27 protein-coding genes are annotated in these 26,245 nt (G+C 62.7%); 8 read left to right on the forward strand and 19 right to left on the reverse strand.

The genetic code is table 11. From position 1 onward, the window contains the following. Positions 1-16 precede the first annotated feature (16 nt). A complete protein-coding gene (locus DDQ68_RS21255) occupies positions 17-625 on the forward strand; it encodes a YceI family protein (RefSeq protein ID WP_109658090.1) in 609 nt (202 codons plus the stop codon). 93 nt (positions 626-718) lie between these two features. On the opposite strand, the gene DDQ68_RS21260 is transcribed toward DDQ68_RS21255, so the two are convergent. Both DDQ68_RS21260 and DDQ68_RS21265 read right to left on the reverse strand, forming a co-directional pair. After that, positions 719-1,438, reverse strand: coding sequence for a hypothetical protein (locus DDQ68_RS21260; RefSeq protein WP_162550311.1), 720 nt, complete (start codon positions 1,436-1,438; stop codon positions 719-721). A 37-nt stretch (positions 1,439-1,475) separates the two neighbouring features. Next, positions 1,476-2,033, reverse strand: coding sequence for a hypothetical protein (locus tag DDQ68_RS21265; RefSeq protein ID WP_109658092.1), 558 nt, complete (start codon positions 2,031-2,033; stop codon positions 1,476-1,478). Positions 2,034-2,230: 197 nt separating this feature from the next. Between DDQ68_RS21265 and DDQ68_RS21270 the strand changes: the two genes are divergently transcribed. The 5 genes from DDQ68_RS21270 (at position 2,231) to DDQ68_RS21290 (ending at position 7,814) form a co-directional block, all read left to right on the forward strand. Continuing rightward, positions 2,231-2,512: an ATP-dependent Clp protease adaptor ClpS gene (locus DDQ68_RS21270; protein ID WP_068229815.1), complete on the forward strand. Its 282-nt coding sequence runs from the start codon at positions 2,231-2,233 to the stop codon at positions 2,510-2,512. Between the two features lie 110 nt (positions 2,513-2,622). Continuing rightward, positions 2,623-3,237: a recombination mediator RecR gene (gene recR, locus DDQ68_RS21275; protein WP_109658093.1), complete on the forward strand. Its 615-nt coding sequence runs from the start codon at positions 2,623-2,625 to the stop codon at positions 3,235-3,237. A gap of 124 nt (positions 3,238-3,361) precedes the next feature. Beyond that, positions 3,362-5,392 (forward strand): glycosyltransferase family 2 protein, encoded by a 2,031-nt coding sequence (locus DDQ68_RS21280; protein ID WP_109658094.1) that lies wholly within the window; start codon positions 3,362-3,364, stop codon positions 5,390-5,392. Between the two features lie 65 nt (positions 5,393-5,457). Continuing rightward, positions 5,458-6,672 (forward strand): pyridoxal phosphate-dependent aminotransferase, encoded by a 1,215-nt coding sequence (locus DDQ68_RS21285; protein ID WP_109658560.1) that lies wholly within the window; start codon positions 5,458-5,460, stop codon positions 6,670-6,672. Between the two features lie 146 nt (positions 6,673-6,818). Further along, positions 6,819-7,814: a bifunctional heptose 7-phosphate kinase/heptose 1-phosphate adenyltransferase gene (locus DDQ68_RS21290; RefSeq protein ID WP_109658095.1), complete on the forward strand. Its 996-nt coding sequence runs from the start codon at positions 6,819-6,821 to the stop codon at positions 7,812-7,814. An 11-nt stretch (positions 7,815-7,825) separates the two neighbouring features. Here DDQ68_RS21290 and DDQ68_RS21295 read toward each other — a convergent pair whose 3' ends face one another. From DDQ68_RS21295 to DDQ68_RS21325, 8 genes are all read right to left on the reverse strand, one after another. Next, positions 7,826-8,389, reverse strand: a complete 564-nt coding sequence (locus DDQ68_RS21295) for a sugar O-acetyltransferase (protein WP_109658096.1) — start codon at positions 8,387-8,389, stop codon at positions 7,826-7,828. A gap of 13 nt (positions 8,390-8,402) precedes the next feature. Next, on the reverse strand, positions 8,403-8,612 hold the full coding sequence (locus DDQ68_RS21300; protein ID WP_109658097.1) for an alkylphosphonate utilization protein: 210 nt from the start codon (positions 8,610-8,612) through the stop codon (positions 8,403-8,405). 53 nt (positions 8,613-8,665) lie between these two features. Continuing rightward, the gene (hemE, locus tag DDQ68_RS21305) at positions 8,666-9,694 is read right to left on the reverse strand and encodes a uroporphyrinogen decarboxylase (protein WP_109658098.1); all 1,029 of its coding nucleotides are present in this window, start codon (positions 9,692-9,694) and stop codon (positions 8,666-8,668) included. A 69-nt stretch (positions 9,695-9,763) separates the two neighbouring features. After that, positions 9,764-10,066 carry a hypothetical protein gene (locus tag DDQ68_RS21310; RefSeq protein ID WP_162550312.1) on the reverse strand — a complete coding sequence of 101 codons (303 nt, stop codon included), beginning with the start codon at positions 10,064-10,066 and terminating at the stop codon, positions 9,764-9,766. A 27-nt stretch (positions 10,067-10,093) separates the two neighbouring features. Further along, positions 10,094-11,314, reverse strand: a complete 1,221-nt coding sequence (locus DDQ68_RS21315) for a hypothetical protein (protein ID WP_162550313.1) — start codon at positions 11,312-11,314, stop codon at positions 10,094-10,096. A 98-nt stretch (positions 11,315-11,412) separates the two neighbouring features. Further along, positions 11,413-12,042: an AraC family transcriptional regulator gene (locus DDQ68_RS21320; RefSeq protein WP_109658101.1), complete on the reverse strand. Its 630-nt coding sequence runs from the start codon at positions 12,040-12,042 to the stop codon at positions 11,413-11,415. 69 nt (positions 12,043-12,111) lie between these two features. Continuing rightward, a complete protein-coding gene (locus tag DDQ68_RS24340; protein ID WP_281271053.1) occupies positions 12,112-12,237 on the reverse strand; it encodes a hypothetical protein in 126 nt (41 codons plus the stop codon). Positions 12,238-12,407: 170 nt separating this feature from the next. Beyond that, the gene (locus DDQ68_RS21325) at positions 12,408-13,028 is read right to left on the reverse strand and encodes a MarC family protein (protein WP_109658102.1); all 621 of its coding nucleotides are present in this window, start codon (positions 13,026-13,028) and stop codon (positions 12,408-12,410) included. Positions 13,029-13,128: 100 nt separating this feature from the next. Between DDQ68_RS21325 and DDQ68_RS21330 the strand changes: the two genes are divergently transcribed. Continuing rightward, on the forward strand, positions 13,129-14,235 hold the full coding sequence (locus DDQ68_RS21330) for an endonuclease/exonuclease/phosphatase family protein (RefSeq protein WP_109658103.1): 1,107 nt from the start codon (positions 13,129-13,131) through the stop codon (positions 14,233-14,235). 354 nt (positions 14,236-14,589) lie between these two features. Here the strand turns inward: DDQ68_RS21330 and DDQ68_RS21335 are convergent, their stop codons facing one another. The 6 genes from DDQ68_RS21335 to DDQ68_RS21360 all read right to left on the reverse strand — a co-directional run bounded on the left by DDQ68_RS21335 (position 14,590) and on the right by DDQ68_RS21360 (position 22,958). Next, positions 14,590-15,240: a hypothetical protein gene (locus tag DDQ68_RS21335; protein ID WP_109658104.1), complete on the reverse strand. Its 651-nt coding sequence runs from the start codon at positions 15,238-15,240 to the stop codon at positions 14,590-14,592. Between the two features lie 369 nt (positions 15,241-15,609). Next, entirely contained in the window at positions 15,610-17,547 is a 1,938-nt protein-coding gene (gene dnaK, locus DDQ68_RS21340) for a molecular chaperone DnaK (protein ID WP_109658105.1), read from the reverse strand. Positions 17,548-18,012: 465 nt separating this feature from the next. Beyond that, positions 18,013-18,729: a pseudouridine synthase gene (locus DDQ68_RS21345; RefSeq protein ID WP_109658106.1), complete on the reverse strand. Its 717-nt coding sequence runs from the start codon at positions 18,727-18,729 to the stop codon at positions 18,013-18,015. A 193-nt stretch (positions 18,730-18,922) separates the two neighbouring features. Beyond that, on the reverse strand, positions 18,923-20,035 hold the full coding sequence (locus DDQ68_RS21350; RefSeq protein WP_109658107.1) for an MBL fold metallo-hydrolase: 1,113 nt from the start codon (positions 20,033-20,035) through the stop codon (positions 18,923-18,925). Between the two features lie 69 nt (positions 20,036-20,104). Further along, positions 20,105-20,779 (reverse strand): NAD-dependent epimerase/dehydratase family protein, encoded by a 675-nt coding sequence (locus DDQ68_RS21355; protein WP_109658108.1) that lies wholly within the window; start codon positions 20,777-20,779, stop codon positions 20,105-20,107. 103 nt (positions 20,780-20,882) lie between these two features. Continuing rightward, a complete protein-coding gene (locus DDQ68_RS21360) occupies positions 20,883-22,958 on the reverse strand; it encodes a VWA domain-containing protein (protein WP_245897172.1) in 2,076 nt (691 codons plus the stop codon). Between the two features lie 161 nt (positions 22,959-23,119). On the opposite strand from DDQ68_RS21360, the gene DDQ68_RS21365 reads away from it, so the two are divergent. Beyond that, positions 23,120-23,782 carry an HAD family hydrolase gene (locus DDQ68_RS21365; protein WP_109658109.1) on the forward strand — a complete coding sequence of 221 codons (663 nt, stop codon included), beginning with the start codon at positions 23,120-23,122 and terminating at the stop codon, positions 23,780-23,782. Positions 23,783-23,847: 65 nt separating this feature from the next. On the opposite strand, the gene DDQ68_RS21370 is transcribed toward DDQ68_RS21365, so the two are convergent. The 3 genes from DDQ68_RS21370 to fabG form a co-directional block, all read right to left on the reverse strand. Continuing rightward, positions 23,848-24,198: a C40 family peptidase gene (locus DDQ68_RS21370; RefSeq protein WP_109658110.1), complete on the reverse strand. Its 351-nt coding sequence runs from the start codon at positions 24,196-24,198 to the stop codon at positions 23,848-23,850. A gap of 865 nt (positions 24,199-25,063) precedes the next feature. Further along, entirely contained in the window at positions 25,064-25,303 is a 240-nt protein-coding gene (locus DDQ68_RS23210) for a hypothetical protein (RefSeq protein ID WP_162550314.1), read from the reverse strand. Between the two features lie 121 nt (positions 25,304-25,424). Beyond that, positions 25,425-26,174: a 3-oxoacyl-[acyl-carrier-protein] reductase gene (gene fabG, locus DDQ68_RS21375; protein WP_109658111.1), complete on the reverse strand. Its 750-nt coding sequence runs from the start codon at positions 26,172-26,174 to the stop codon at positions 25,425-25,427. Positions 26,175-26,245: the final 71 nt, after the last annotated feature.

Consider the following 26,245-nt stretch of genomic DNA (forward strand, 5'->3'; position numbering starts at 1 on the left):
TTACCTTTTTTCGACCATGAAAAAAATTCTGTTCCCCGCCCTGTTGGCCTTTGCCGGCCTCGCGGCCGCTCCCGCCGCCCAAGCCCAAACCGTCTACAAGCTCCAGCCCCAGCTGAGCACCCTGGGCTGGGAAGGCAAGGCCGTGACCCACGGCCACAACGGCACCATCCAGTTCACGGGCGGCGATTTGCTGGTGAAAGACAATACGGTAGTGGGCGGCGCCACCACCGTGGACATGAAAACCATCAAGGCCACCGACATCAAGGACGCCGAAACGCAGGCCAAGTTTGTGGGCCACATGAGCGGCGACGATTTCTTTGGTTCCGACAAAAACCCCATGTCCACGTTCAAAATCGTGAGCATCACCCCAATCAAAGGGGCCGCCGCTACCGCCGACAACGCCACCATCGTGGGCGACATGATGATCAAGGGCGTGACCAATCGCCTCACGTTCCCCGCCAAAGTGGGCGTGAAAAACGGCGTGGCCGCCGCCAGTGGCAAGGTGATTATCGACCGCACTAAGTTCGGCCTGAAGTACGGCTCGAAGTCGTTCTTCGACAGCATCGGCGACAAAGCTATCTACGATGACTTCACGCTGGATTTCAACGTGGTTGCCAAGCAATAAGCACCGCTTGCGCTTAATTAAAAAGGGCCCTGCCAATTGATTGGCAGGGCCCTTTTTGGGTGAAAATTTCGAGCCTAAATCCTGCTTGATGGATTAATCGTCGCGCCGGGGCGTGGCGGCGGGCGGGGCGGGCATGGGGGCGGGTAGCACCACCGGCGCAGCCGCCGGTACGTAGGTCGACTCGGTACCGGGGCGCAGTTCGAGGCGCATGGGGGCCACCGAGGTTTCGCGCAGGCTCATGATGCCGTACACTGTTTCGCCGGGCTTGATGGTGCGGTTAGTGAGGTCGAACTCCTCAAATTCCCGGCGCATGTTGCGGTTGGCTTGGCTGGCGCCCAGCATGTTGCCGCCGGCAATGAAGGGGCCCGTAGGGATAAAAGTGCCGCCGGTAGTAGCCCCCGTGCGGGCATCCTTGGTGCCGCCTACGTTGAAGTTGAGCAGCAAGTACAGCAGGTAAATGGCCACGCCCTGCTTCATGTCTTGGGCCGCGGCGGTGCCGGCCACGGGCGCAATGGGCCGGTCGCCGTAGACCAGATTTAGGTCGCGCGAGAAATTCAACTCCCGGCCCGAGTTGTTGGTCACGCGCACTGCGGCCACGTGGTAGCCGCGCTTGGCTTCTTTTTTAACGTACTTTTTGTTGCCGTGCAGCCGCAGCACGTCGAACTGGTAGTCGAAATCCACCGGGGCGTGGGCCGCCGAGGCTTGGTAAGTAGCGATGCGGTCGGGCCGGATGGGTGCGTACGAGCCGGCGCAGCTGGTGGCTAGCGTGAGCAAGCCCAAGCCGGCGCAAAGAGAAGGGTAACGTTTTAGCATATAAAATAGAGTGAAAAGGAGGTGAATACGGCGCAAGCTAGTGCGGAATAATCAATTCCCAGGGCAGTTCAAAAGTCAAATTCGCGCTTTTCTTGCGGCGGTGCAAGTCTTTCAGAACATCGTCTAAATCAGGCTTGTATTCCACCCACAAGTCTTCGTGCAGGTGCTTTAGAATCAGGGCCGGTAGGCGGGCGGCCAGCCGCGCCACGGCCTTGTAAAAGCCGTCGTACACGCTGTCGAACTGGCCTGAGTAGTGGTCGAGGCACAGGCGTAGGGTGTAGGCCAAAAGGTCAATTTCGAGCTGCTTGCTTTTGGTGATGCGGCGGGCGCGGGCAGCCTCCTGCACGCTGGCGCGCAGGGCCTTCACGAGGCTGCGGTTGAGCAGGCGCCCGCTCACGGCCAGGTTGAACGATTCGTGGATGCGGTCGGCGGTTTCTTCCTGAATCTGGGCCAGCGACACGTCGGCCAGTAGCTCGAAGCGGAAGGTTTCGTACAACTCGGCGTCGCGGCGCACAGCACGCAGCAGCAGGGCTTCTTTTTCAGCTTCGCCGAGGCGCTTGAGGGCTTTTTTAAATTCGGGGGCGGGAACGGGCATGGAGAAGGGAACAAGAAGCGGTGGGGCCCCGGGGCCCGTTTTGCAACGGCCGGCAATTGGCCGGCGGGGGCGGGGGCCCTGGGCGGCGGAAAATTACGCCGGCCCTGCGCCCCGGGGCCCCGCTTTCCGAAACGATTTGTGGGGCCCGGGCGTTTATAGATGCCGCCAACCCCATCCCGCCGCCGTAAATTTGCTCCATGACGACCCGCCCCCAAATTGAGTTCGATGAGGACGTATTGCTGCTCGAAGAAACCGCCGAGCCGCGCAGCCTTGTGGTGTACAACGACGAGGTGAATACCTTCGCCCACGTCACCAAAACCCTGATTGACGTGTGCCAGCACCAGCCCGAGCAGGCCGAGCAGTGCACCCTGCTCATTCACTACAAAGGTAAGTGCAGCGTCAAAAACGGCTCGTACGAGGAGCTGGAGCCCCTGTGCACGGCCATCCACGACCGGGGCATTTCGGCGGATATTTCCTAGATGTGGAAATGAGTGGGATGTGAGGATGTGGAAATTTTAAAATTTTCTAAAATTCCGTATTAGCAGCATTTTCGCATCTGGCATATTTCCACATTCTGCACATTAATTGAATGGACTTTCCTTCCAAGCTGATTGAAAACGCCGTGGGCGAGTTGGCCCGGCTGCCCGGCATTGGCAAAAAAACGGCTCTGCGCCTAGCGCTGCACCTGCTGAAGGCCGACACCGACACTACGGCCTCACTGGCCGAGGCGCTGGCCAAAATGCGCTTTGAAATCACTTACTGCCGCACCTGCCACAGTATTTCCGACGCCGAGGAGTGCAGCATTTGCGCCAACCAGCTGCGCGACCACGCCCAGGTGTGCGTGGTGGCCGACGTGCGCGACGTTATTGCCATCGAAAACACGGGCCAGTACCGCGGCGTGTACCACGTGCTTGGCGGCGTCATTTCGCCCATCGAGGGCGTGGGGCCCACCGATTTGCACATCGACTCGCTGGTGGAGCGGGCCGCGGCCGAAGATTCGGACGTGCGCGAAATTATTCTCGCCATCAGCCCTACCATGGAGGGCGATACCACCGCCTTTTATCTCTCGCGCCGCCTGCGCGACCTGCCGAACGTGCACATCAGCACCATCGCCCGCGGTATTCCGATGGGCGGCGAGCTGGAATACGCCGACGAAATTACCCTTGGCCGCAGCATCGTGGACCGCCAGCGGCAGGTGAACTAAAGCCCCCGGGGCGCCCCAAAATTTTGGAAGGAACGCCCCGCGGCCGGTTCGGCGGCGGGGCTTTTTTGTGGCCGTCCCTGGCTCCGGCGCGGCCGGCGGCCGGCGCACCCTACTTTCGCCTGCCGTGGTCAAACTCTCCGTCGTCGTCGTCAGCTACAACGTCAGCTATTTCCTGGAGCAGGCGCTGCTATCGGTGCGGCGGGCGGCCGAAAAGCTGGGGGCCCCGGTGGAAGTGTTCGTAGTGGATAACAACTCGGCCGACCACTCGGTAGCGATGGTGCGGGCCCGTTTCCCGGAGGTTAGGCTGATCGAAAACAAGCATAACCCGGGCTTCGCCAAGGCCAACAACCAGGCCCTGCGCCGCGCCACCGGCCAGTACCAGCTGCTGCTCAACCCCGACACGGTGGTGGAGGAAGATACCTTCCGGGCCTGCTGCGATTTTATGGACGCGCATCCCGCCGGCGGGGGCCTGGGCGTGCACATGCTCGACGGCCAGGGCCGCTTCCTGCCCGAGAGCAAGCGCGGCCTGCCTACGCCTGCCGTGGCGGTGTGCAAAATGCTGGGCCTGAGCCGCCTGCTGCCCAATTCGCGCATTTTTGGCCGCTACCACCTGGGGTATTTGGATAAAAGCCAAACCCACGAAGTGGACGTGCTCAGCGGGGCGTTTATGCTGCTGCGCCGCACGGCCCTGGCCCAGGTGGGGCTGCTCGACGAAGACTACTTCATGTACGGCGAGGACATCGACCTCTCGTACCGCCTTACGCTGGGCGGCTGGAAAAACTACTATTTCCCCGGGGCTCGCATCATCCACTACAAGGGCGAAAGCACCCGGCGCACGAGCGTCAACTACGTGCTCGTGTTTTATCGGGCGATGGTGATTTTTGCTCGCAAGCATTTTGCCCCAGGGCCCGCCGGCCTGGTGTCGCTGCTCATCAACACCGCCATCTGGCTACGGGCGGGGGCCGCCATTTTTGAGCGCCTGGTGCGTCGCGTCGCGCCGGTGCTGCTTGATGCCGGCCTGGTGTACGGGGGCATGTTTTTATTGAAATCGTACTGGGAAGCCCATTTTAAATACCCACCGGGGCCCTATCCGCCGCAGTTTTTGTTGGTGGCCGTGCCGGGCTACATCGCCATGTGGCTGGCCTCGGCCTACCTGAGCGGCGGCTACGGCCGGCCCCTGAAACTGGGCCGCCTGGCGCGGGGCATCCTGGTGGGCACGGTGCTGATTTCAGCGGCGTCGAATTTCCTGGATGCCTGGCGGTTTTCCAAGGCGCTCATCGTGCTGGGCGGGGCCTGGGCGCTGGTGGCGCTGGTGGGGCGGCAACTGGCCACGCACTTCGTAAAATACCAAAACTTACATTTGGGCAAGCCCCGCCCGAAGAACATTGCCATCGTGGGCTCGGCGGCCGAGAGCCAGCGCGTGTGCCAGCTGCTCGAAGCCGCCGCCGTGCCCGCCCGCGTCGTGGGCTACGTGGCCGTAGGACCCCAGGCCACCGATGTGCTGGTGCCGCCGCCGCCCGGGCACTCCCTGGCGCACGCACCGGCTGAGGCCCTGGGCGAGTTGCGCCAACTGCCTGATCTGGTGCACCTGTACGCGCTGGACGAGTTAATTTTTTGCGGCCGCGACCTACTAGCCAGCCAAATTATCGGCCTGATGCTGGCGCTGCCCGCCACGCCGCCGGTGGCCTACAAAATATTACCCGAGGCCAGCGCCTACATCATCGGCAGCAGCCGCAAAGACGCGCCCGGCAACTACTACGCCCTCCACAGCGCCCTGAACCTGCACCAGCCGGGCCCCGCCCGCGCCAAGCGCCTGCTCGACGTGCTGAGCGCCGCTACCCTGCTACTGCTGGGGCCCATGCTTATTTGGTTTCAAGCTGACCGCCAGGGATTTGTGCGCAACGCGGCGGCCGTGCTGCGGGGCCAGGCCACATGGGTGGGCCTGCGCCACACGCCCGGCCCGGCCCAGGCGCGGCCCGCCGTGCTCTCGCCCGCCGACGCTGCTGCTGCGCACGGCCTTCCTGGTACTGGCACCCGGCAACACCTCGAATTGCTGTATGCCAAAAACTACACCCCGGGGCAGGACGTGGGTATTTTGTGGCGCTGCTGGCGGCGGCTGGGGCAGGCCGTGGGGCCCCCAGCGGCGGAAAAATAGAATAGCGTGCGGTTTGGCTAGGCGCAGCCAATACCTTTGCGATGCAAATTTTTCCGCTGTCCGCTATGCCCGAAGTACTTGCCCCCGCGTCGCCGCTCTCCAACCGCTTGCTGGCGATGACGGAATCGGCGACCATTGCCATGGCCAAAAAAGCCCGCGAATTGGCCGCGCTGGGCGTTGACGTCATCAGCCTGAGCTTCGGCGAGCCTGATTTTCAGACGCCCCAGTACATCAAGGACGCCGCCAAGAAGGCCGTTGACGATGGCTTCACGTTCTACACGCCGGTGCCCGGCACGCTGGAGTTGCGCCAAGCCATCTGCGCTAAGCTGAAGAAGGAGAACGACTTGGACTACCTGCCCACCAATATTGTGGTGAGCACCGGCGCCAAGCAGGCCTTGGCCAACGCCATCCTCAGCCTGGTGAACCCCGGCGATGAGGTCATTGTCTTTTCGCCTTACTGGGTGAGCTACGAGGAGATGGTGAAGCTGGCCGAGGGCGTGCCCGTGCCGCTGGTGGGCAGCCTCGAAAACGACTACAAGGCCACCGCCGCGCAGCTCGAAGCCGCCATCACGCCCCGTACCAAGCTCATCATGTACTCCTCGCCGTGCAACCCCACGGGGGCCGTGTTCAGCAAGGAGGAGCTGGGCGAAATTGCCGCCGTGCTGGCCCGCCACCCGCAGGTGTATGCCCTGGCCGACGAGATTTACGAGTACATCAACTTCGTGGGCGAGCACTACAGCCTGGCCCGTTTTCCGGAGGTTAAAGACCGGGTAATCACCGTTAATGGCTTCTCGAAGGGCTACGCCATGACCGGCTGGCGCCTGGGCTACCTCGCCGCCCGCGCCGATATTGCCTCGGCCTGCGATAAGCTCCAGGGCCAAATCACGTCCGGCACCTGCTCCATCGCCCAGAAGGCCGGCACCGCCGCCCTAATCGGTGGCCACGGCAGCGCCGACGAGATGGTAACGGCCTACCACCGCCGCCGCGACCTGGTGTTGGACATCGCCAAGGACATTCCCGGCCTGGTGATGCCCACGCCGAGCGGCGCGTTCTATGTATTTCCGGACGTGTCGGCGTTCTTCGGCCGCACCACAGCCGAGGGTCAGGTCATCAAAAATTCGGCCGATTTAGCCCTCTACCTGCTCAGTGATGCCCACGTGGCCGCCGTGTCGGGCGAGGCGTTTGGGGCCCCGCAGTGCATGCGCTTCAGCACCGCCGCCGCTGATGATAAGCTGGTGGAAGCCTTCCAGCGCATCAAGAAGAGCCTGGCCAAATTGTAGTTTTTGTAGCACGAAGCTAAAGTCCGCGCTACATTTTCGCCGACGACCAGTGATGTAGATTGAGTACAAGGCCCGTGATAGCGGTGCGCTTCGGCGTGCTCCTGCCGCGGGCCTTTACCTTTGGGGGCCCTATTCTTCCTGCCGCAATGCCTGCCGATACGCTTTCCCAGCTCTTTGCTGATTTCAACAACCTGCGCGTGCTCATCGTGGGCGACGTGATGGTGGATGCCTATGTGTGGGGCCGCGCCACGCGCCTCTCGCCCGAGGCGCCCGTGCCGGTGGTGCACGTGGCCCGCACCGAAAACCGCCTCGGCGGCGCCGCTAACGTGGCCCTGAATGTGCAGGCGCTGGGGGCCACGCCGCTGCTTTGCGCCGTGATTGGCGACGATGCCGGCGGCGACCAGCTGCTGGAGTTGCTGCGCCAGCGCGGCTTGCCTGCCGCCGGCCTCGTCCGCAGCCCGCACCGGCCCACCACCGTAAAGCAGCGCATCCTAGCCCAGGGCCAGCAGCTGCTGCGCATCGACTCGGAAGTGGAAACTGACCTCAACGCCGCCGAAACGGTGCAGCTGCTGGGGGCCTACGACGAGTTGCTGGCCCAAGCCGACGTGGTGGTTTTTGAAGACTACGACAAGGGTGTGCTGCGCGCGGACATCATCGCCACCTGCATTGCGCGGGCCCGGGCGCGCGGCATTCCCACGGTGGTCGACCCCAAAAAGAAGAACTTCCTGGCCTACCGCGGCTGCACCCTGTTCAAGCCCAACCTGAAAGAGTTGCGCGAGGGCCTCAAGCTGGAGTTCGGCGACCCTGCCACCGACCGCCCGGGCTTCGAGGCCGGCGTGGCCCGGCTGCGCGAAGAATTACAGCCCGAAGTCGTGCTGGTGACGCTTTCCGAGTACGGCGTATTTGCCCAGCAGGCCGACCAAAAAATCTACCTGCCGGCCCACCTGCGCACTATTTCCGACGTGTCGGGGGCCGGCGATACGGTTATCAGCATCGCGGCGTTGTGCGTGGCGCTGCGGCAGTCCGCGCCGTTCCTGGCCGCGCTGGCCAACCTCGGCGGCGGGCTGGTGTGTGAGCAAGTGGGCGTGGTGCCGATTGAGAAACAGCGGCTGCTGGAAGAAGCAGAAGAGGCGGGGCTGTAGCGCCGGGGCCCCTACGCCGGGGCCCTCAAGTTTTTCACGACGCGGGCCGGGTTGCCGACCGCCAGCGAATACGCCGGCACGTTCTTGGTAACCACCGCCCCGGCCCCGATAACGCAGCCCGCGCCAATGGTTACGCCGGGGCAGACGATGGCCCCACCCCCAAGCCAGCAGTCGTCGCTAATGGTGATGGGCCGCCCCAGTTCCAGCGTGCGGCGCATCACGGCGTCGAGCGGATGGGTGGCCGCGTACAGCTGCACGCCGGGCCCAAACATGACGTTGGAGCCGATGGTGACCTTGGCCACGTCCAGCACCACGCAGTTCACGTTGAAATACACGTTGCTGCCGCAGTAAATGTTGCTACCGTAGTCGCAGTGGAAGGGCGGTTCAACGTAGAAATTCGGCCCGGCGCGCGGCACCAGTTCGGCCAGCAGTGCGCGCGCGGCGTCCGTCACGAGGTACTCCGTCACGTTCAGGCGGTGCAGCAGGCGCTTGGCGCGGGTGCGCTCCTGCACCAAAACCGGGTCGGTGGCCAAATACAACTCGCCGGCCAGCATTTTTTCCTTCTCGCTCAGCATGGGGTAAACTGCGTTAGGCTTTCTTCAAAAACTCCGTTTTGAGCACCATCGCACTACCGCCGGCCCGTCCCTCAACTTCGGCGGGCGAGCTGGTGAGGCGGATGTTTTTGACCAGCGTGCCACGCTTCAGTGTCAGCGACGAGCCTTTGATTTTGAGGTCTTTGATGAGCGTAACGGGGTCGCTTTCAGTGAGTAGGATCCCGTTGGCATCTTTGGTTTCCACGCGAAAAGAATTAGAAGGTGAATTTTATAAAAGTAGGGGACTACGGCACCAATCTAACCCCGCCATTCCTTCACCGTGTCCACGAAAACGCGCACGTTGTCGGGGTCGGTGTCGGGGTAGACGCCGTGGCCGAGGTTGGCGATGTGGGGGCCCCCGGCGAACTGGCGCAGCATGGCCTGGGTGGCCGCTTTTACTTGCTCGCGGGAGCCGTAGAGGGCGCAGGGGTCGAGGTTGCCTTGCAGGGTTTTGTCGCCGGCCAGCAGGCGCACGGCGGCGGGGTCCTGGTTCCAGTCGAGGCCTATCGTGCGGCAGGGCAGGGCGGCAAAGTCCGCCACGGCCCACCACGCGCCTTTGGCAAATACCGTGACGGGCGCCAGCGGCGCGAGGGCGGTGCAAATCTGGGCGATGTAGCGCGTTGAGAACTCGGCGTAGTGCGCGGGCGGCAGGATGCCGGCCCACGAGTCGAACACCTGCACCACCTGGGCCCCGGCCGCCACCTGGGCTTGCAGGTAGGCGATGGTGGTGGCGGTAATTTTTTCGAGCAGCCGGTGGGCCAGGGCGGGCTCGCGGTAGAGCATGCCGCGGGCCTTGCTGAAGGTTTTGGAGCCGTGGCCCTCCACCATGTAGGCCAGAATCGTCCAGGGGGCCCCGACGAAACCGATCAGCGGCACGCGCCCGTTCAGGGCCCGCTTGGTGATGCGCAGCGCCTCCAGCACGTAGCCGAGGTGCTCCGCGGGGTCGGCGATGCGCAGTTTATCCACGTCGGCGGCCGACTTGATGACGTTGGGAAACAGGGGCCCCCGGGCCTCTACCATCTCGTAGGGCAGGCCCATGGCGTCGGGCACCACCAGGATGTCGGAGAAGATGATGGCCGCGTCCACGTCCAGCGCGTCGATGGGCTGAATGGTGACTTCGGCGGCTAGCTCGGGGGTTTCCACTAGCTCTTTGAAGCCGGAGAGGCGGGCGCGCAGGGCGCGGTACTCGGGCAGGATGCGTCCGGCTTGGCGCATGAGCCACACGGGCGTCCGCTCGGTGGTTTCGCCGCGGGCGGCGCGCAGGTAGAGGTCGTTTTTCATCGTCATAAGTCAAAACAAAGATAACCCCGGCGCACGGGCGCCGGGGCCATTCTGGCCTTGCGTTTTGGGTTTGGCCTACTTGGTGGTGGCCGCGGCTGGCGTCAGCTGTTGGTCCCAGGCGGCGAAGCCCGGCGAGAGCTGGTCGACCCGCCGCAGCACATCGGCCGGGGCCAGCCGGGGGCCGGGGGCGAAGGGAAAGGCGGCTTTCATTTTGTCCAGCAGGCCGAATTTTTCGGTGCTGTACACGGTGGCCGCCCGCAGGGCAAACTGGCCTTGATACCAGCCATAATTCATGGGCGAGACCCCGCTGTAGAGGCGCTCAAAATCGCCGAGCGAGGTATGTTCCGGGTGGGTGCCCTGCACGAAGGCCTCACTCATTCGCTGCATATTACTGTCCCGCGCGGGCTAGTTTTCAATTAAATAAGACTCCATTAGGTAAGTCGCCAAAAACTCGCTGATCCAATGCGTGGGCGCTTTCACACCGTAGTCATATGCGTAGAGGTGGCCCATTTCGTGGTAAGCAATGTCCTCAAAATAAGCCTGCATCTGCTGTTCGATAAAGCCCCCAGCGGCCTCCAGTGCCCGCAGCTGCGAGGCGGTCAGGCCACTTTTCAGGGCGGCCACCACTGCCTTATCGAATTCGAGGGTGGCAGGTAGCAGTACCAAGCCGGGTACGCTATGCGGGGTGCCATAGGGTATCTGAAGCTGGGGATGGGGCAGTAGCCAGCCGGCCTGGTTCAGGATGGCCAGATTGACGACGGGGCTGACGTGCAGCTTGGTAGTGAGGAAGGCCAGGGCCGGTTCTAAATTGGCGCGGATGGCCAGGGCCCTAGCCTCAAACCCCGGGCTGTAATACACCGTCATCTTGTTGGTGGAAGAGGGCAGCTTGGCCGCCACCAGCGCGGCGTTGGCGCTGGTAATGGCGAGGCTGAGCATCGCCAAATTGGCTTCGCGGACGTCTTTCAGCTCGTGCCAGGTAGCGTAGGTGGCCGCAAATTTGTCGGTCGCCGCCTGCCGCTCAGCCGCCGACGAGGCGCGCAACGTGAGGGCCCCGCGCAGCTTCCGGCCTTCGGCCATGAGCTGCTGGGCACGCAGGCGCTGGGCGTCGGCCGGGGTAGCGGCGCGCACGGCTTCGAGGGTAATTTGGTAGGTGCCGGTGCTGTTTTTTTCGAGCGGATGCACGGCCACGCGGTAGTTGCCGGCGGTGGCGGCTTGCAGCCAGAGGATTTCTAAGCCCTTGCTGCCGTTGGGGTTATCGACTTCGGCCAGCGGCTGGTCGTTCGGGTCCTGGGCCGTTACTACCACGTCCGCGCCCTGCTGGTCTGCTACTACGTGCGCCACCTGCCCGGCCATCATATGGAACGTATACAGCTGGGCTTCGTCGCTCGCCGCAGTGGTTTTGACGGACTGTCCCACCGTGAGCGGAATGGGCGCGGGCGCGGCGAGTAGGTGGGGGGCTTCTTCACCTAAGGTGGGTCCGCCCAAGGGGAGCCAGCCCGTTACGTAGTAGGTAGCGGCCAGTAAGTCAGGCGCTTGCGAGCGGGCCGGGTGCGCGCCCAGCAGGGCCCCTGTGAAAAGCCAGGCCGCCGGGCGGCGCAGAACAGCGAAGAAAGGAAGGTATTTCACGACGAGGGCGGAAAAGTGAAGGGAATAGGCCAAAAGCGGCGGGCTTTTGCTGCCTCAAAATTCCAACCGCCGCCCGCCTGTGTTCTTGTAAAAATGCGTCAAAGAATGGTGGCGGCCAGGGTATCGAGCGGGTGGGGCGCCCGCGCCTGCATGGCGGCCAGAAACTGCTGAGGCGTGAGGCCGGAGAGGGCCCGGAACTCGTGCTGGAAGTGCGCCTGGTCGTAGTAGCCGTTTTCCAGCGCGGCCTGGGTCAGGGCCGGGCGGCTGGCCAAGGTGCCCAGCACATTATTGAAGTGCATTAGCCGCGACCAGCCCTTTGGGCTGAGGTAGACGTGCTCGGCGAAGCGCCGCTCCAGGGTGCGGCGGCCGATACCCAGGTGCTGCGCCAACTTGCCCACCGGCTGCTGCCCCCCGCCGGCTCGAATGGCCGCCAGGGCCCCGGCCACGCCCGTGGGCACCGAGGTTTTGGCCGAGAGCGTGCGGTACCAAAACCGCTCAAACGCGGCCACCAGCACGGCCGGCTGCTGGCAATGGCGCTCCATTTCGGCGTGGAGGTGGCGGGTGCGGACGCTGCCGAGCAGTGCTGCGGCGTCAAATACGTGGTCCACCAAATCACTCATGACCGCCCCGAACAGCAGCCGGAAGGTGGCCGGCTCCACCATCACGCCCAGGGTGGCCACTTCGCCGGTGAAGTGCATGGCGAAGGGCCGCGCCGTTTGGCCGCACACCGTGAGCGGGGCCAGAATATTGTTGCCGTTGGCCGGGCCATCGAGCCGTATGGGCGCAGCAAAACTGAACTACATCACCGTGTAGGTGCAAGGCAGAATGGGCACCGAAACGGGGGCAGTGGGGCCCACAATGGTGAAGTAAGCCTTAAAAAACGGGCGCAACCCCGGCGCCGGCTGGTATACCTGGACGTTCATTTGTCCAAGATAGTAATATTATTATATTAAGCTGCGTGCTGAAATTGTCTATTATTTCTTCCTCATAACCAAATAATTAGCGCAAGGTTCTAGCCAGTACGCCGCCGCGTCGCCTGCTGGCCCCCCCCAGCGAGGGCAAACCCGAGCCCTGGGGCCCGGTACCGGGTGCGCTATTTCGTCAACCCCGGGAACAGGGCCCCAATGGCGGTGGCGAAAAAGTTTACGCCGATGGCCAGCGTGATGAAGCCCATGATGCGCGCCAGGGCCGCCATGCCCGGCCGGCCCAGCAAGCGCGTGAGGCGCAGCGACGAGGCCAGCACCGCGAAGCTGGCCAGCGCTACCAGCGTGAAGCCCAAGAGCGTCAGTAACTTATCGGGATAGCTGGGGCGGATGAGGCCGATGCAAATGGCCATCGAGCCGGGCCCCGAGAGCATAGGCATGGCCAGCGGCGTGAAGCTTACGTCGTCTTTGAGCTTGCTTTCTTCGAGGGCGGCGGGGCCCACCCGGTCGCGGTTGGCGCCGGGCGTGAGCAGGTCGAAGGCCGAGCGCATGAGCAGAATGCCGCCCGCGATGCGCAAGTGCTGAATGCTGATGCCGAAGAAGTTGAGAATATACTGCCCGCCTAAAAAAGCCACGCTCAGGATGGCCACCATGTAGAGGCAGGCGCGCAGAGCAATGCGCAGGCGCTCGGCGCCGCTGTCGTCGCTGGTGAGGGTTAGGAAAACCGGCATTGCCCCAAAGGGGTTTACGAGCGAAAACAGGGTGGTAAATGTGGCCAGCAGAATTTCCATGCTCCAAAGGTAGCTGCCGGCCCCGGGGGCCCAACGCGGCCCGCGGCGGCTCGTTCAAGGCAGGTGGCCCAGCCGGGGCCGATTACTACCTTTGTTTTTGATGAATTTATTGCTTACCCTGGCGCAATGGCTGACGTGGCTGCTGAGCGCCGCCGCCCTGCTGGCCACCGTGTTGCCACTGCTCCGCCAAACGGCCTGGTGGGTGCGTGTCTGCGATTTTCCGCGCCTGCAAATTGTGGTCGGGCTGGTGGCCAGCCTACTGGGAGCCCTGCTGCTGCCGCCGCTGCCGGGGCCCTGGCACCTGGCGCTGCTGGGGGCCCTGGGGGTGGCCATCGGGTACCAGGCCTACCGAATTTTGCCCTACACGCCGCTGCACGGCAAGCAGGTGGCCGACGCCAGCCGCCCCGCCGCCGACCTCGACAACCACCTGAGCCTGCTGGTAACTAACGTGCTCATGTACAACCGCGACGCGGCGCGCATCCTGGGCCACATCCGCCTGCGGCAGCCCGACATTGTGCTGGCCGTGGAAACCGACGCCTGGTGGCTGGAGCAGCTGCAGCCGCTCGCCAAATCGTACCCCTATACCTGCCACGCCCCGCTGCCCAACACCTACGGCATGCTGGTGTTTTCGCGCCTGCCGCTGCGCCAGGCCGAAATCCGGTTCTTGCTGGAAGCCGATATCCCCTCGTTTCACGGGCAGGTGGAGCTGCCCAACGGCGTGCCCGTGCGGCTGCACTTTTTGCACCCGCGCCCGCCGGCCCCGGCCGAGTCCAAAACCAGCGTGCGCCGCGACGCCGAGCTGCTGCTGGTGGGCCGCGAAATAGCGCACCACGACGGCCCTACCGTGGTGGCCGGCGACCTGAACGACGTGGCGTGGTCGCACACCTCCGAGCTGTTCCGGCGGCTCTCGCGGCTGCTCGACCCGCGCATCGGCCGGGGCCTGCTGCCCACTTTCCACGCCGACCACCAGCTGCTGCGCTGGCCCCTCGACCACGTATTCCACTCGGCGCACTTCCGCTTGCAGCACCTGGAGCGCCTCACCCACATGGGCTCCGACCACTTTCCCATCTACATCCGCCTCAGCTACGAGCCCACCGGCTGGCGCGAGCAAACCGAGGAATTGGAAATGCCCGACGCCGAAGACCGCGAGGAAGCGGCCGAAAAAATTGCCGACGGCGTGGCCGACGCCGCCGAAAATCCGACTTAAACGGCTTCTGAGGTCCGCGCGCCCGTGCCGCTAATCTGCGCCTGGCCTTGCATCAAGAAGCTATTGAAATAAGGAATTGTCATCCCGACGAAGGAGGAATCTGAAAACTGTTCTGGACTGGTTTTATCCAGATTCCTCCTTCGTCGGGATGGCAATTCCTTATTAGGATGTGGGGCTTCCGTACCAAATTTTATACATCTGCCCCCATTGCCTGGAAACCCAGATGAGGCGTCAGAAATCCGAAAAGTCTACTGGCGCCAAAGTGCCCCAGAGGCTGGAAGCGCAGCTGTAAATTTTGGTGTGAAAGCCCTTATTCGGATAGCCTTTGAGTGCCCCGGGGCCCCTGCGCCCGGCTCATCCTGCCAACATCCGAACTGCCACCCAAAATACCACGCCGGCCACGCCCAGCCACAAAATACGGCGGCCGTGGGCCCGGTCGGCGGGGGCGAAGCCTGGCACCTGGCGGCCGTCGGGCAGGGTTTTGCGGTAGCGCCACAGCGACCAGCCGATGCCCAGCCCAAACACGCCGCCCGCCAGGGCCAGCAGGTAGCCGGCCACGATCCAGGCGGTGGGGCGGGGGTTGGGCGCGGCCAGGTTTTCGGTGTTCAGGGCCCTGAGGTTCTGTAAGATGTGGTCCGATACGTCTTCGCCACGCTCGCGCAGTACATGGGTGGCCAGCGCCACGTCGTGGCTGCTCCAGGCGTCGGGCTGGCTCAGCAGCTCCCACAGCTCGGGGTTGGTAAATTTGAACAGGTAATAGTCCGACGGAAAGTTGCTGGGCACATTAGCAGCCTGGCTTTCTTCGAGTTGGCGTACCCGCGTGAAGTCTTCGGGCAGTAAACTCACCACGAACTGCTCGGCCGAGGTGGTACCCAGCACGGCGTTGAAGCGCGGCCGCGTGTGGTATGCTTCATAGGCAATCTGCTGGGCGTCAAGCAGGGTCAGCAGCGGCTGGGCCGCTTCGGGCGTGGGAAACTTCTGGTAGGCAATAACAACGGAACTCATGCGGGGCGGGGCAAACGGCGGGCGGCAGCAGCCAAAACCAAAGGCAATTTACGCCCCGTCCCGCCCGGTTTCCTCTGCCGCCGGGAATGAAGCGCCCTTCTCGCCGCGTGCCGTGCCGTAATCGTTCTACCGGGCGCCTCACCCCCCGGCCCCTCTCCAAAAAAAGAGAGGGGAGCCAAATGGCCAAGTTATGTATGCTGATTTGGCAACTACTTCAGGCCATGTAAAAGCTATGTAAGCCTGATCAACATAAGCAGCTAAACCGTTGGCCCACGCGCACAAAAAAAGGCCGGAAGCAATGCGCTTCCGGCCTCTCCAACAGCTATTAGAATCCGTTCTTATCCGTTAAATCAATGGAATCTGCGGTCCTTATTTACCGTCTACTTCCTCGTAGTCCACGTCGGTTACGTGGTCGGCGGCGGGCTGGCCGTTGCCGTCCTGCGGCTGGCCGTCGCCCCCGCCAGGGAAGCCTTGGCCGGCCCCGGCGCCATCGGCACCCGCGGCGGCGTACATCTCCTGCGAGGCAGCCTGCCAGGCGGCGTTAATGGCCGTCATAGCGGTTTCAATCGCGCCGAGGTCTTTGCTCTCGTGGGCTTTCCTGAGGTCGGCGAGGGCCCCTTCGACAGCGGTTTTATTGCCACCGCTCAGCTTATCGCCGTACTCTTTCAGCTGTTTCTCGGTCTGGAAAATCATCGAGTCGGCGTCGTTCACCTTCTTGATGCGCTCGGCTTCGGCCTTGTCGGCGTCGGCGTTGCTGGCCGCTTCCTGGCGCATGCGCTCAATGTCCTGCTCGGACAAGCCGCTGCTGGCTTCGATGCGGATTTTCTGCTCCTTGCCGGTGCCCTTGTCCTTGGCGGTCACGTTCAGGATGCCGTTGGCGTCGATGTCGAAGATTACTTCAATCTGCGGCACGCCGCGGGGCGCTGGCGGGATGCTATCCAAGTGGAACTTGCCGATGGTTCGGTTCTGGCTGGCCAGGGGCCGCTCGCCTTGCAGCACGTGGATTTCTACCGAAGGCTGCGAATCCGAAGCCGTCGAAAAGGTTTCCGATTTTTTGGTTGGGATGGTCGTGTTCGACTCGATGAGCTTGGTCATCACGCCGCCCATCGTCTCAATGCCCAGCGAAAGCGGGGTCACGTCGAGCAGCAGCACGTCTTTCACTTCGCCAGTGAGCACGCCGCCCTGAATGGCGGCGCCGATGGCTACCACTTCGTCGGGGTTTACGCCCTTGCTGGGCTTCTTGCCGAAGAACTTCTCTACTTCCTCCTGGATGCGGGGGATGCGGGTCGAACCGCCCACGAGAATTACCTCGTCGATGTCGCTGGCCGAGAGGCCCGCGTCTTGCAGGGCCTTCTTGCAGGGCTCCATCGAGCGGCGCACCAGCGCGTCGGAGAGCTGCTCGAATTTGGCGCGGCTCAGCTTCACCACCAAGTGCTTGGGGCCGCTGGCGGTGGCCGTCACGTAGGGCAGGTTGATTTCGGTTTCGTTCGAGCTGGACAGCTCCACTTTGGCTTTCTCCGCAGCTTCTTTGAGGCGCTGGAGGGCCATCGGGTCGTTGCGCAGGTCGAGGCCTTCGTTGTCGGCCTTGAACTGCTCGGCCAGGAAGTCGATGATTACCTGGTCGAAGTCGTCGCCGCCGAGGTGGGTGTCGCCGTTGGTGCTCAGCACCTCAAACACGCCGTCGCCCAGCTCCAGCACCGAGATGTCGAAGGTGCCGCCGCCGAGGTCGTACACGGCAATTTTCTGATCTTTGTGCTTCTTGTCCAGGCCGTAAGCCAAGGCCGCGGCTGTGGGCTCGTTGATGATGCGCTTCACGTCGAGGCCGGCAATGGCGCCGGCTTCTTTCGTGGCCTGGCGCTGGGCGTCGTTGAAGTAAGCCGGCACCGTAATCACGGCTTCCGTTACGGGCTGGCCGAGGTAGTCCTCGGCGGTCTGCTTCATTTTCTGAAGCACCATCGCCGAAATTTCCTGCGGAGTATAGTTGCGGTCGCCAATTTTCACGGCCACCGTATTGTTGGCGCCAGGCGTCAGGTCGTAGGCCACGTACTTGCTCTCGGCGGATACTTCCGAGAACTGACGGCCCATGAACCGCTTGATGCTGGCGATGGTGTTTTTGGGGTTGGTTACGGCTTGGCGCTTCGCCGGGTCGCCCACTTTGCGCTCGCCCTTGCCGTTGTCGAGGAATGCAACGATGGACGGCGTGGTGCGGCGGCCTTCGGAGTTGGGGATAACAACGGGTTCGTTGCCTTCCATCACGGCCACGCACGAGTTGGTGGTGCCGAGGTCGATGCCGATTATTTTGCCCATGAGCGGGATGTACTAAAGTTAAGGTGGATAGATTGTCAAAAGGAAAGCCGCCCGGGGGTAGCTACAGATCCTTTTACAAGCAACGTACCAGCCCCGTTTTGGTGACATTGTGTCACCAAAAACAGCTTTTTAGGGGCTCTACCGGACTTCATGGCTTTGCCTGAATATTTGGAAAACTCATTTTCTGCCAGCTCGTCAGCGCAACGTAACGCATGGGGGTTACGGGCCTGCGGGCAGCCCTTTCAACGTGCGGACTCATAGGGTCCACGCTGCTTAGCGCCCAAAAGCAAAAATCCCCGCACCTGCTGCTGCCAGGCGGCGGGGTAGCGGTGCTAGTACGGCTCATGGCCCGCGCCCGCGAAATCGTGCCGCTGCTTGGGGCCCTGGAGGTTGCGGAAAACGGCGTCGGTTTCGGCGCGGGTCATGCGAGCGTCGGCGGTGTCCTACAGGAGCAGGATGGGGGCCCTAGCGCGGGTGGCGTGGCGCGCTCCGTTCGGCCGGCCCGTTGCCGGGCCTCGGGCGGCGGCCGCGCGATGGCGCGGCAGCGGCTGGGGGTAGGGCCCCAGGCGTGGGCTTCACGGCCACCTGGCGGTTGGCGGGAAGCTTGGTGGCCGAGAACTTGGCCTTGAGCTTGCGCGACTCTTCGGGCGTGAGCTCGCGCCACTGGCCGGGGGCTAGTTCGCCAAGGTCCAGCTCGTCGATGCGGGCGCGGACGAGGCGCAGGCAGGGGAGGCCCACGGCGGCGCACATCTTGCGCACCTGGCGGTTCATGCCCTGCGAAATGCGGATTTCCAGCCAAGTGGTGGGGATATTGGCCCGGTAGCGGATGGGCGTGCTACGGGCCCACAGGTCCTCGGGCTCGGGCATATCGGTAGCCTGGGCGGGGGTGGTGCGGCCTTCCTTGAGGACCACGCCACGGCGCAGCTTTTCGAGGGCCTCGGTGGTTACTTCGCCTTCTACCTGGGCCCAGTAGGTTTTAAACACCTTGTAGCGCGGGTCGCTGAGGCGGTGTTGGAGGGCCTTGTCGTCGGTGAGGAGCAGGAGGCCTTCGGAGTCAAAATCGAGCCGGCCGACGGGATAAATATGCGGCACGGGCACGAAATTCTTGAGCGTAGCCCGGCCCGCCTCGTCGGTGAATTGGGTGAGGACTTCATAGGGCTTGTTGAGGAGGATGTAGCGCATAAGCTGGGGCCCCTGGATGGAGAAGCTTTTGGGAAGTAGACCGTCATGCTGAGCGAAACGAAGTGGAGCCGAAGCATCTTTTCCGCTGACTAAATCAGTTGATTACTAATGTGGTACAGATGCTTCGGCTGCGCGGACGCCAGATGAGCATGATAGTCTGACGATTTTCTAAAAAACTGCCTCTGGAGCTGCCCTAGCGCCACCACGGCGCGGCGGGCAGCGGCCCGGGGCCCAAAGTTACAGGCTCGCCGAGGCGCGGCGTGGTGAGGGGCTGGCCGAGGCGGGCGGCCTCAGCAGTGGCGCGGGCCACGGGCTCGTTCCAGGGGTGGTTAGCCTCGGTGAAGGCGCCCCAGTGCACGGGCAGCATGGCGGTGGCGCGCACGTCGCGGGCGGCCTGCACGCTCTGTTCGGGCAGCATGTGGATTTCGGCCCACTGCCGGTCGTACTGCCCGCACTCCACCAAGGCCAAATCAAAGGGCCCGTACTGGGCCCCGATGGCGGCGAAGTGGGGCCCGTAGCCGCCGTCGCCGGTGTAAAAAATGCGCTTCGTGGGGCCCTGCATTACCCACGAGCACCACAGCGTGGAATTGCGGTTGGTGAGGCCGCGGCCCGAAAAGTGGCGGCTCGGCGTGCACCGCAGCGTGATGCCGGCCATCCGGGCGCTGTCGCCCCAGTTCATTTCCGTGATGCGGGCCGCGGGCACGCCCCAGGCCCGCAGGTGGGCCCCAATACCCAGCGGCACGTAAAAATGCCCCACCTTATCCTTGATTTTACGGATAGTTTGGTAGTCGAGGTGGTCGTAGTGGTCGTGCGAGATGAGCACGGCGGTAATGGGCGGCAGCTGTTCGGGCGTGATGGCCAGGCGGGGGTTGTAGCGCTTGGGCGTGACCAGCGGCAGGGGTCCCATTTCCACGCTCAGCATGGGGTCGAGCAGGATGTTTTGGCCGGCCATTTCCACCAGGCTAGCCGAGTGGCCAAACCACGTGACGCGCACCAAACCGGGCGACTTCCGCACAATGGTGAGCGAGTCGAGCGGCTGCGTGGGCAGGGGCCCTGGCGGCTCGGTGTTGGGATGCTTGCGGAAAGCAAAATTCCACAGCACCGACGCCATGTTGCCTTCCGTCAGCTGTATCGTCGGCAGCAGGTTCTTAAATTTGCCATCCACGTAGTGCCCCGATCGCGCAAAGCGCTGCCGGTCGGCCTTGGTGGGCATGCCGCCCAGCTGCGGGCTGAGGCCGGTGAAGGCCACCGCCGCCAGTAACAGGGCCCCGAGGATGCCACTTGTGGTCAAGAGAAAGATTTTCAAAGGGTGGAATTTGGTGGTTAAAAGTTAAAAGAGGCGCGTTGAAATACAATTGGTTTTAACGCGCCTCTTTTAACTTCTCGCTGGATTTTGGGCCAGCGCCACGATGTCGGGCACTTCGAGCACAGGCTTGGGGGCCCCGGCACTGGCGGCGTTGATCATCGCCCGGCCCACTTCCTGCATCGTGCTGACGTAGGCCGGGGCCAGCAGGCGCGCCAGCGGATACAGCCAGGCGATGTAGCGGTACGATTTCGGCACGTTGCGCTGGCCGGGCGTAGCCTGCATGAAGCCCGGCCGGAACATATAGGCCCGCCGGAAGGGTAGGGCCAGCAGCTCGTTTTCGGTGCGGCCCTTCACCCGCGCCCAGTGCTGGCCGCTTTGCCCGGTGCCATCGGTGCCGGCGCCCGACACGTAGATGAACGTCATGGCCGGGTTGAGGCGCGCCAGGGTGCGGGCAAAATCCAGCGTCAGGTCGTGGGTTATGCGCCCGTATTCTTCCTTCGACACGCCTATCGACGAGATGCCGGCGCAGAAAAAGCAGGCGTCATAGCCCGTGAGCTGGCTTTCGATGGGGCCCAGGTCCTGCAAGTTGGCGTGCAGCAGTTCGGTCATTTTGGGGTGGCTGCGGCCGCTGGGCCGGCGGCTGAGCACCAGCACATACGCCACGGCGGGGTTTTGCAGGCATTCGAGCAGGACGCCCTCGCCCACCATCCCGGTAGCGCCGGTGAGGATGACTCGTAGTTTCATAAAACAGCGGAATGGATTGGCGGTGTAGACGCAGAAAGAGCGGTTCTGTTTTACGGAAGCCAGATGAGCATGACGGCCTAACATTGTGAAACAGCCCCTGCGCCTACACGCTGCCCGAGTATTTCCGCACGGCCCACTCGGCCGTGACGAAGGCCAGGAGCAGGAAGAAAATCCACTTCTGGTCAATCAAATCCTTCAGGTTTTCTTCGCTGGAAATGATGGGTTTGTAGTTGGCTTTCAGCAAGTCCTGGGTGAGTTGTGCGAGCTGCGCGGGGTAGTAAAGGCGCTGGCCGCTGCGGCGGGCCAGCTGGGCCAGCAGGTTGGGGTTGGCTTTGGATTCGAGGGCTTCGAGGGGCTGGTTTTGCACGAGCAGCTCGCCGGCGTCTTGCTGGGCCAGGCCGCCGAGGGTGGCGCGGGCCAGGTAGCGGTAGCGGCCGGCGGGCAGGGGCCCCAGGTGCAGCGGGGCCCCATCGGGGCCGTTGCTGAAGGAGAAGCGGCGCACGCGCTGGCTGTCGCTGGTGAGGGTGAGGTCGATTTTCTGGTCATAAACGCGCTCAAACACTGCGTTGTAGGTTTCGGCGGCTAGCGTCACATCGTCCTGGGTGCCGAAGGCGTCCTGCGTGGGGTAGGCGTCGAGGCGCTTTTTGCGGGTGTTTTGGGTGAGGAGCTGGATGGTGCGCACTATTAGGCGGTCGTAGGCTTCGGGGTGGTCGTCGTGGGCTACGGCTTCGCTCAGGCGCCACTGCCAGCCGCCATCGGTGAGCAGGGTGGCCTGGCGGCGGCCGGTGGGCCCCCCGAATACCAGCAGTGGCCGCTGGGTGGCCACGCGGCCTACTTGCTGCCAGAGCGCGGCTTCGGCCCCGGGGCCCAGGCGCAGGTCGGCGAAGGGCACGGCCACGGGCGGGTACTGGGCGAAGCGCCGGGCGGCTTCCTCGTCGAAGGCGAAGCGGGTGAAGCCGGGGTTGGGCAGGGGCGTCACGGCGTCGGTTTGGGCCCCGCGGGGCTGGATGCTGAGGCCGGTGCCGAGCCGGTTGTAGGCCGCCAGGTCCGACTGGGCTCCTATAATGTAAAACGCCGGCACGCCCTTGGCCTGCACCTGCGCCAGAATATCGGCCCCCAGCCCGCCCTGGGCCGGCAGCTGGTGCAGAATGGCCACGTCGAAGTCGGCCCCAGCTTTGAGTGGGGCTATGCCGGGCACGGCCAGCGTCAGGTCGAAGTCGTCGTTGGTTTGCAGCGCGGCGCGCAGGGCCTTTAGGTCGGGGTGGGGGGCGGCGCCGGCCAGCAGCACGCGCAGCTTACCCTTCACCACCTCCACGAAGGCCGGCCGGGCGTTGTTCAGGGCCGTGAATTCGCCGGGCTGGGGCACCACGCGCACCTCGTAGCGGCGCTTGCCGGGCGCGGGGGCCGTAAGCTGGAAGGCCACTTTCACGCGCCGCCGGCCCACGGGCAGAGCCACGCGGCGGGTTTCGAGCACCCGGGGGCCCTCGCGCAGCTCCACGGTGGCGGTGCCGCCGGCGTAGCCCTCAAAGGCCAGCTCGGCCTTCAGCGGAAACTTGTTGCCGCTGAACGCCACCCGGTTGTAGGCGAGGTCCGTCAGGCGCAAGTCTTTTTTGGGCACGGTGTCGCCCACGGCCACGGCGTAAATTGGGAACGTGTAATCAGCCGTGGCGGGGCCCCGGCCCTGGTTGGCGATGCCGTCGCTGAGCAGCACTACGGCGGCCAGGTTGCGGCCGTCGTAGGCAGCGCGGGTGCCGGCCAGCAGTTGGTCGAGGTCGGTGCTGGCGGCGGTGAAGCGCAGCGAATCGGGCCCGGGCGTGCGGCCGGGTGTCAGGGCCCGGGTTTCCACCGCGAAGCCCTTGCCGCGCAGCGTGGCGGCCAGCTGGGCCAGGCCGGCGGTGGCCTGCTCCAGCACGGGCTTGGGCGTGAATAATTCGACCGATTGCGAGTTGTCGACGGCCAGCACCACAGTGGGCTTTTCGGTGCGCGTGGTGCTGGTGGTGAGCAGGGGCCCCAGCAGCAGGTAGCACAACGCGCTGACCACCAAGAAGCGCAGCGCAGCCAGCGCGTAGTTCAGGCGGGTCCCCCAGGGGGCCCGGGCCGAGTATTGCAGGGCGGCGTAGCCCGCACCCACCAACAGGCACAGCGGGATAAACCAGGCGGAATATTGGGTCGTGAGCAAAAGCAGCGGCAAAAAAGAGGGCCCCGGGACGGACTATAAAACATGGCCCGAAGCAAAAATAGTCCCGCCGCGGGCCCGCGCGCCGGCCGTTGGGGCCCCGGCGGCCGGAGTTGCGCCCCGCCGCCCCGATACCTTTGCCCACAACCACCGTAAGCGGCCCCATGATTCAAACCGTAATTTTCGACATGGATGGCGTCATCATCGACACCGAACCCATTCACCGCCACGCCTTTTTCACCCAGTTTGCCGAGCTGGGCATCGCCGTTTCGGACGCCGAATACGCCTCGTTTCTGGGATCATCCACGCGCAACGTGTTCCAGCAGCTCAAGCTGCAGTTTGGACTAACGCAAGACGTGGACGCCTTGCTCCTGCGCAAGCGCGTACTGTTCAACCAGGCATTCGACACTGACCCGACCCTCGACCTGCTCGACAACGTGCGTGGGCTGCTCGACGACCTGCGGGCCCACCAGGTGCCGCTGGTGCTGGCCTCGTCGGCCTCCAAGGCCACCATCGGGCGGGTATGCGCACGGTTTGGCCTGGGGCCCTATTTCACGCACGTGGTTAGCGGCGAAGACTTTGCGCAGTCCAAACCTAACCCCGCCATCTTCCAGCACGCCGCCGCCCTGGCCGGTACGCCGGTATCGGAGTGCGTCGTCATCGAGGATTCGGCCAACGGCGTGGCGGCGGCCAAAGCGGCCGGCATCTACTGCATCGGCTACGCCAGCCCGCACTCGGCCGGGCAAAACCTGGTGCAGGCAGATATGATTATCCAACACTTTTCCGAACTGTCGGCGGAGAAGATTCGGGCGATTCGGGTGGGGTAGGGGCATTGGCTCTGCTCACCCGGGAAACCTTACCCCCGGCCCCTCTCCAAAAGAGAGGGGTGCGTTCAAATATTTAAATAGTTGGCTTTGAGCTGACGATTGGCACCCCTCTCTTCTGGAGAGGGGCCGGGGGTGAGGCTCCACCGGTCGGCCAGCGGCGTCAGTTTCGCCGGCTGCACGGCTTCGAATACTTGCCACTGGCCCGCGTTTTTATACACGATGCCGCAGTGGCTATAGGGCGAGTGCGTAGCCCGCTGAATGGCCTGACTTTGGGCCGATTGCGAAGTGTGGAAAATCAGGTTGCCGTCGCGCAGCTGGGCCCCTAGCGCCGCAGCTGTCGTTTCCGCTGCCTGGTGGCTTTGGGAGCGGCGTAGCTGGCAGTGCAGGCTCCAGGGTCCAGGTGCTGGTTTGCCCACCGCGCTTGAGCCGCAATGCGCGCGAATTGACGGCCTTGCAGACGGAATCCCCCGTTTGCAGATAATAGCCTAAATTATTGTTTGGCGAAAGCTGCTTGTTGGCAAAATCATCAAAATTATACGGGACCCACGGCGTGCCCAGAAACAATTGGTAACCGCGGGAATCGGCACGTTGAATCACCCTGCCGCAAATGCCCAAGGTTTGGTTAATTCTGATTGGAGCACGCGGCGGCTCCCTAAAAAATATCCAGTAAAACACCAAGCCGAAAAGCAGTAGCCCAACCAGCCGCTGACTCAGTGCCGAGAATAGTGCATTCATTAGCTTGGGAGACGGAAAACATTAGAACCACGGCTACTCAGGAGCATCATTCGGCGGCTTTGGTAGCGGCGTCGCTGGCGGTACAGGCGCCGGCAGGTGGTGAGGGCTGCTATGAGGGAAGGGAAGGAGGATACGTAAGTAAAGATTCTACTTAAAGAAGCTGATTTGGAAATTCTACTTCTTTATCCCCACCAACATTAAAACAGGTAGTCCGTCGTCGCCAATTGCACCAGTAAATAGACCATCTTTCTTTTGCTCTGGGTCGAAGAAAAATGTCTGCGTTTTACCAGTATTTTGGTAAGTGATGTAACAATAGTCGTAGCCCGTCTTGTCTTCTAGACCATTATCACGATTAAAAATAGGATCTTCCCACGACAGTGAAGATTTCTTGTTTCCAACTAAAGTTTAACCTGTTCCTCCTGCTTCTAGCTCAATCATTTTCTCTCCATTTGGAGAGTAGTAAATGCCCTTATAAGAGTTAAATTGGGTGCAACTAGAGAATACATTAGCTACTATTCTAATAAAAAAATGTAGTGAATTTCATAATTAAATTGGGTAAACGTTGCCATATTCATTTTCACGTAAGTGCCCCATACTGATTAAAGCGTCGTATAATTTTTTTGCTTCCTCTTTACTCATTCCGAGGGCGTGATGAAACCATGCTAATATGCCGCTGGGATAGATGTAGCCTAAACTTGTTGAGCCAAGGCCTTCCTTTCTAATTGCTTTCGTAAGAGAAGAAAAATCTTGGAAACCAAGCTCTTGAATCTTTTGAAGTAAAGTCATTTTGTTGAGAAGTTAAGAATTTTGCACATATAAATAAATTTATGGATTCTATAATAATTAATGAATCCTTCTAAAATCTCAATGATTTAACTTTTAGAAGGATTCATTATAGGCTTGCTCTCTACGTCAGCATGCCGCCGTCCACTTGCAGGACCTGGCCGGTGATGTAGCTGGAATCATCCGAGGCTAAAAACGCGGTGGCTTTGGCCACGTCGTCGGGCGAGCCGCCTCGCTTGAGGGGGATGGCTTTGCGCCACTCGTCCACTTGCTTGGCGTCGAGCGCGTCGGTCATTTCGGTTTCGATGAAGCCGGGGGCCACGGCGTTGCAGCGGATGTTGCGCGAGCCCAGCTCCAGGGCCACCGACTTAGTGAAGCCGATGATGCCGGCCTTGCTGGCGGCGTAGTTGGCCTGCCCGGCGTTGCCCTTGATGCCCACCACGCTGGTCATGTTGATGATGGAGCCGGATTTGGCGCGTATCATGGGCTTGGTGGCGGCCTTGGTGAGGTTGAAGACCGACTTGAGGTTCACGGTCAGTACGTTGTCCCACTGCTGCTCGCTCATGCGCATCAGTAGTCCGTCCTGCGTGATGCCGGCATTGTTGACGAGGATGTCGAGTTTGCCGAAGTCGGCCAGCACGTCTTCCACCAGTTTTTCGGCCTGGGCGTAGTCCGAGGCGTCGGAGCGGTAGCCCTTGGCTTTGGTGCCGTGGGCGGCCAGCTCGGCCTCCAGGGCCTGGCCTTTTTCCACTGACGATAAGTACGTGAAGGCCACCTGGGCCCCCAGCTGGGCAAAATGCGCGGCAATAGCGCGACCAATTCCTTTCGAGGCCCCGGTCACGAGGGCTACTTTTCCGGCGAGAGTCTGATTCATGGGGCGAAGGTAGGGGGGCTTGCCATTCCGGGCGCAGTGCGGAATCTGGGGCCCTGGTAGCGTCCTTTGCG

This window comes from Hymenobacter nivis (genome assembly GCF_003149515.1).
GTDB lineage: Bacteria > Bacteroidota > Bacteroidia > Cytophagales > Hymenobacteraceae > Hymenobacter > Hymenobacter nivis.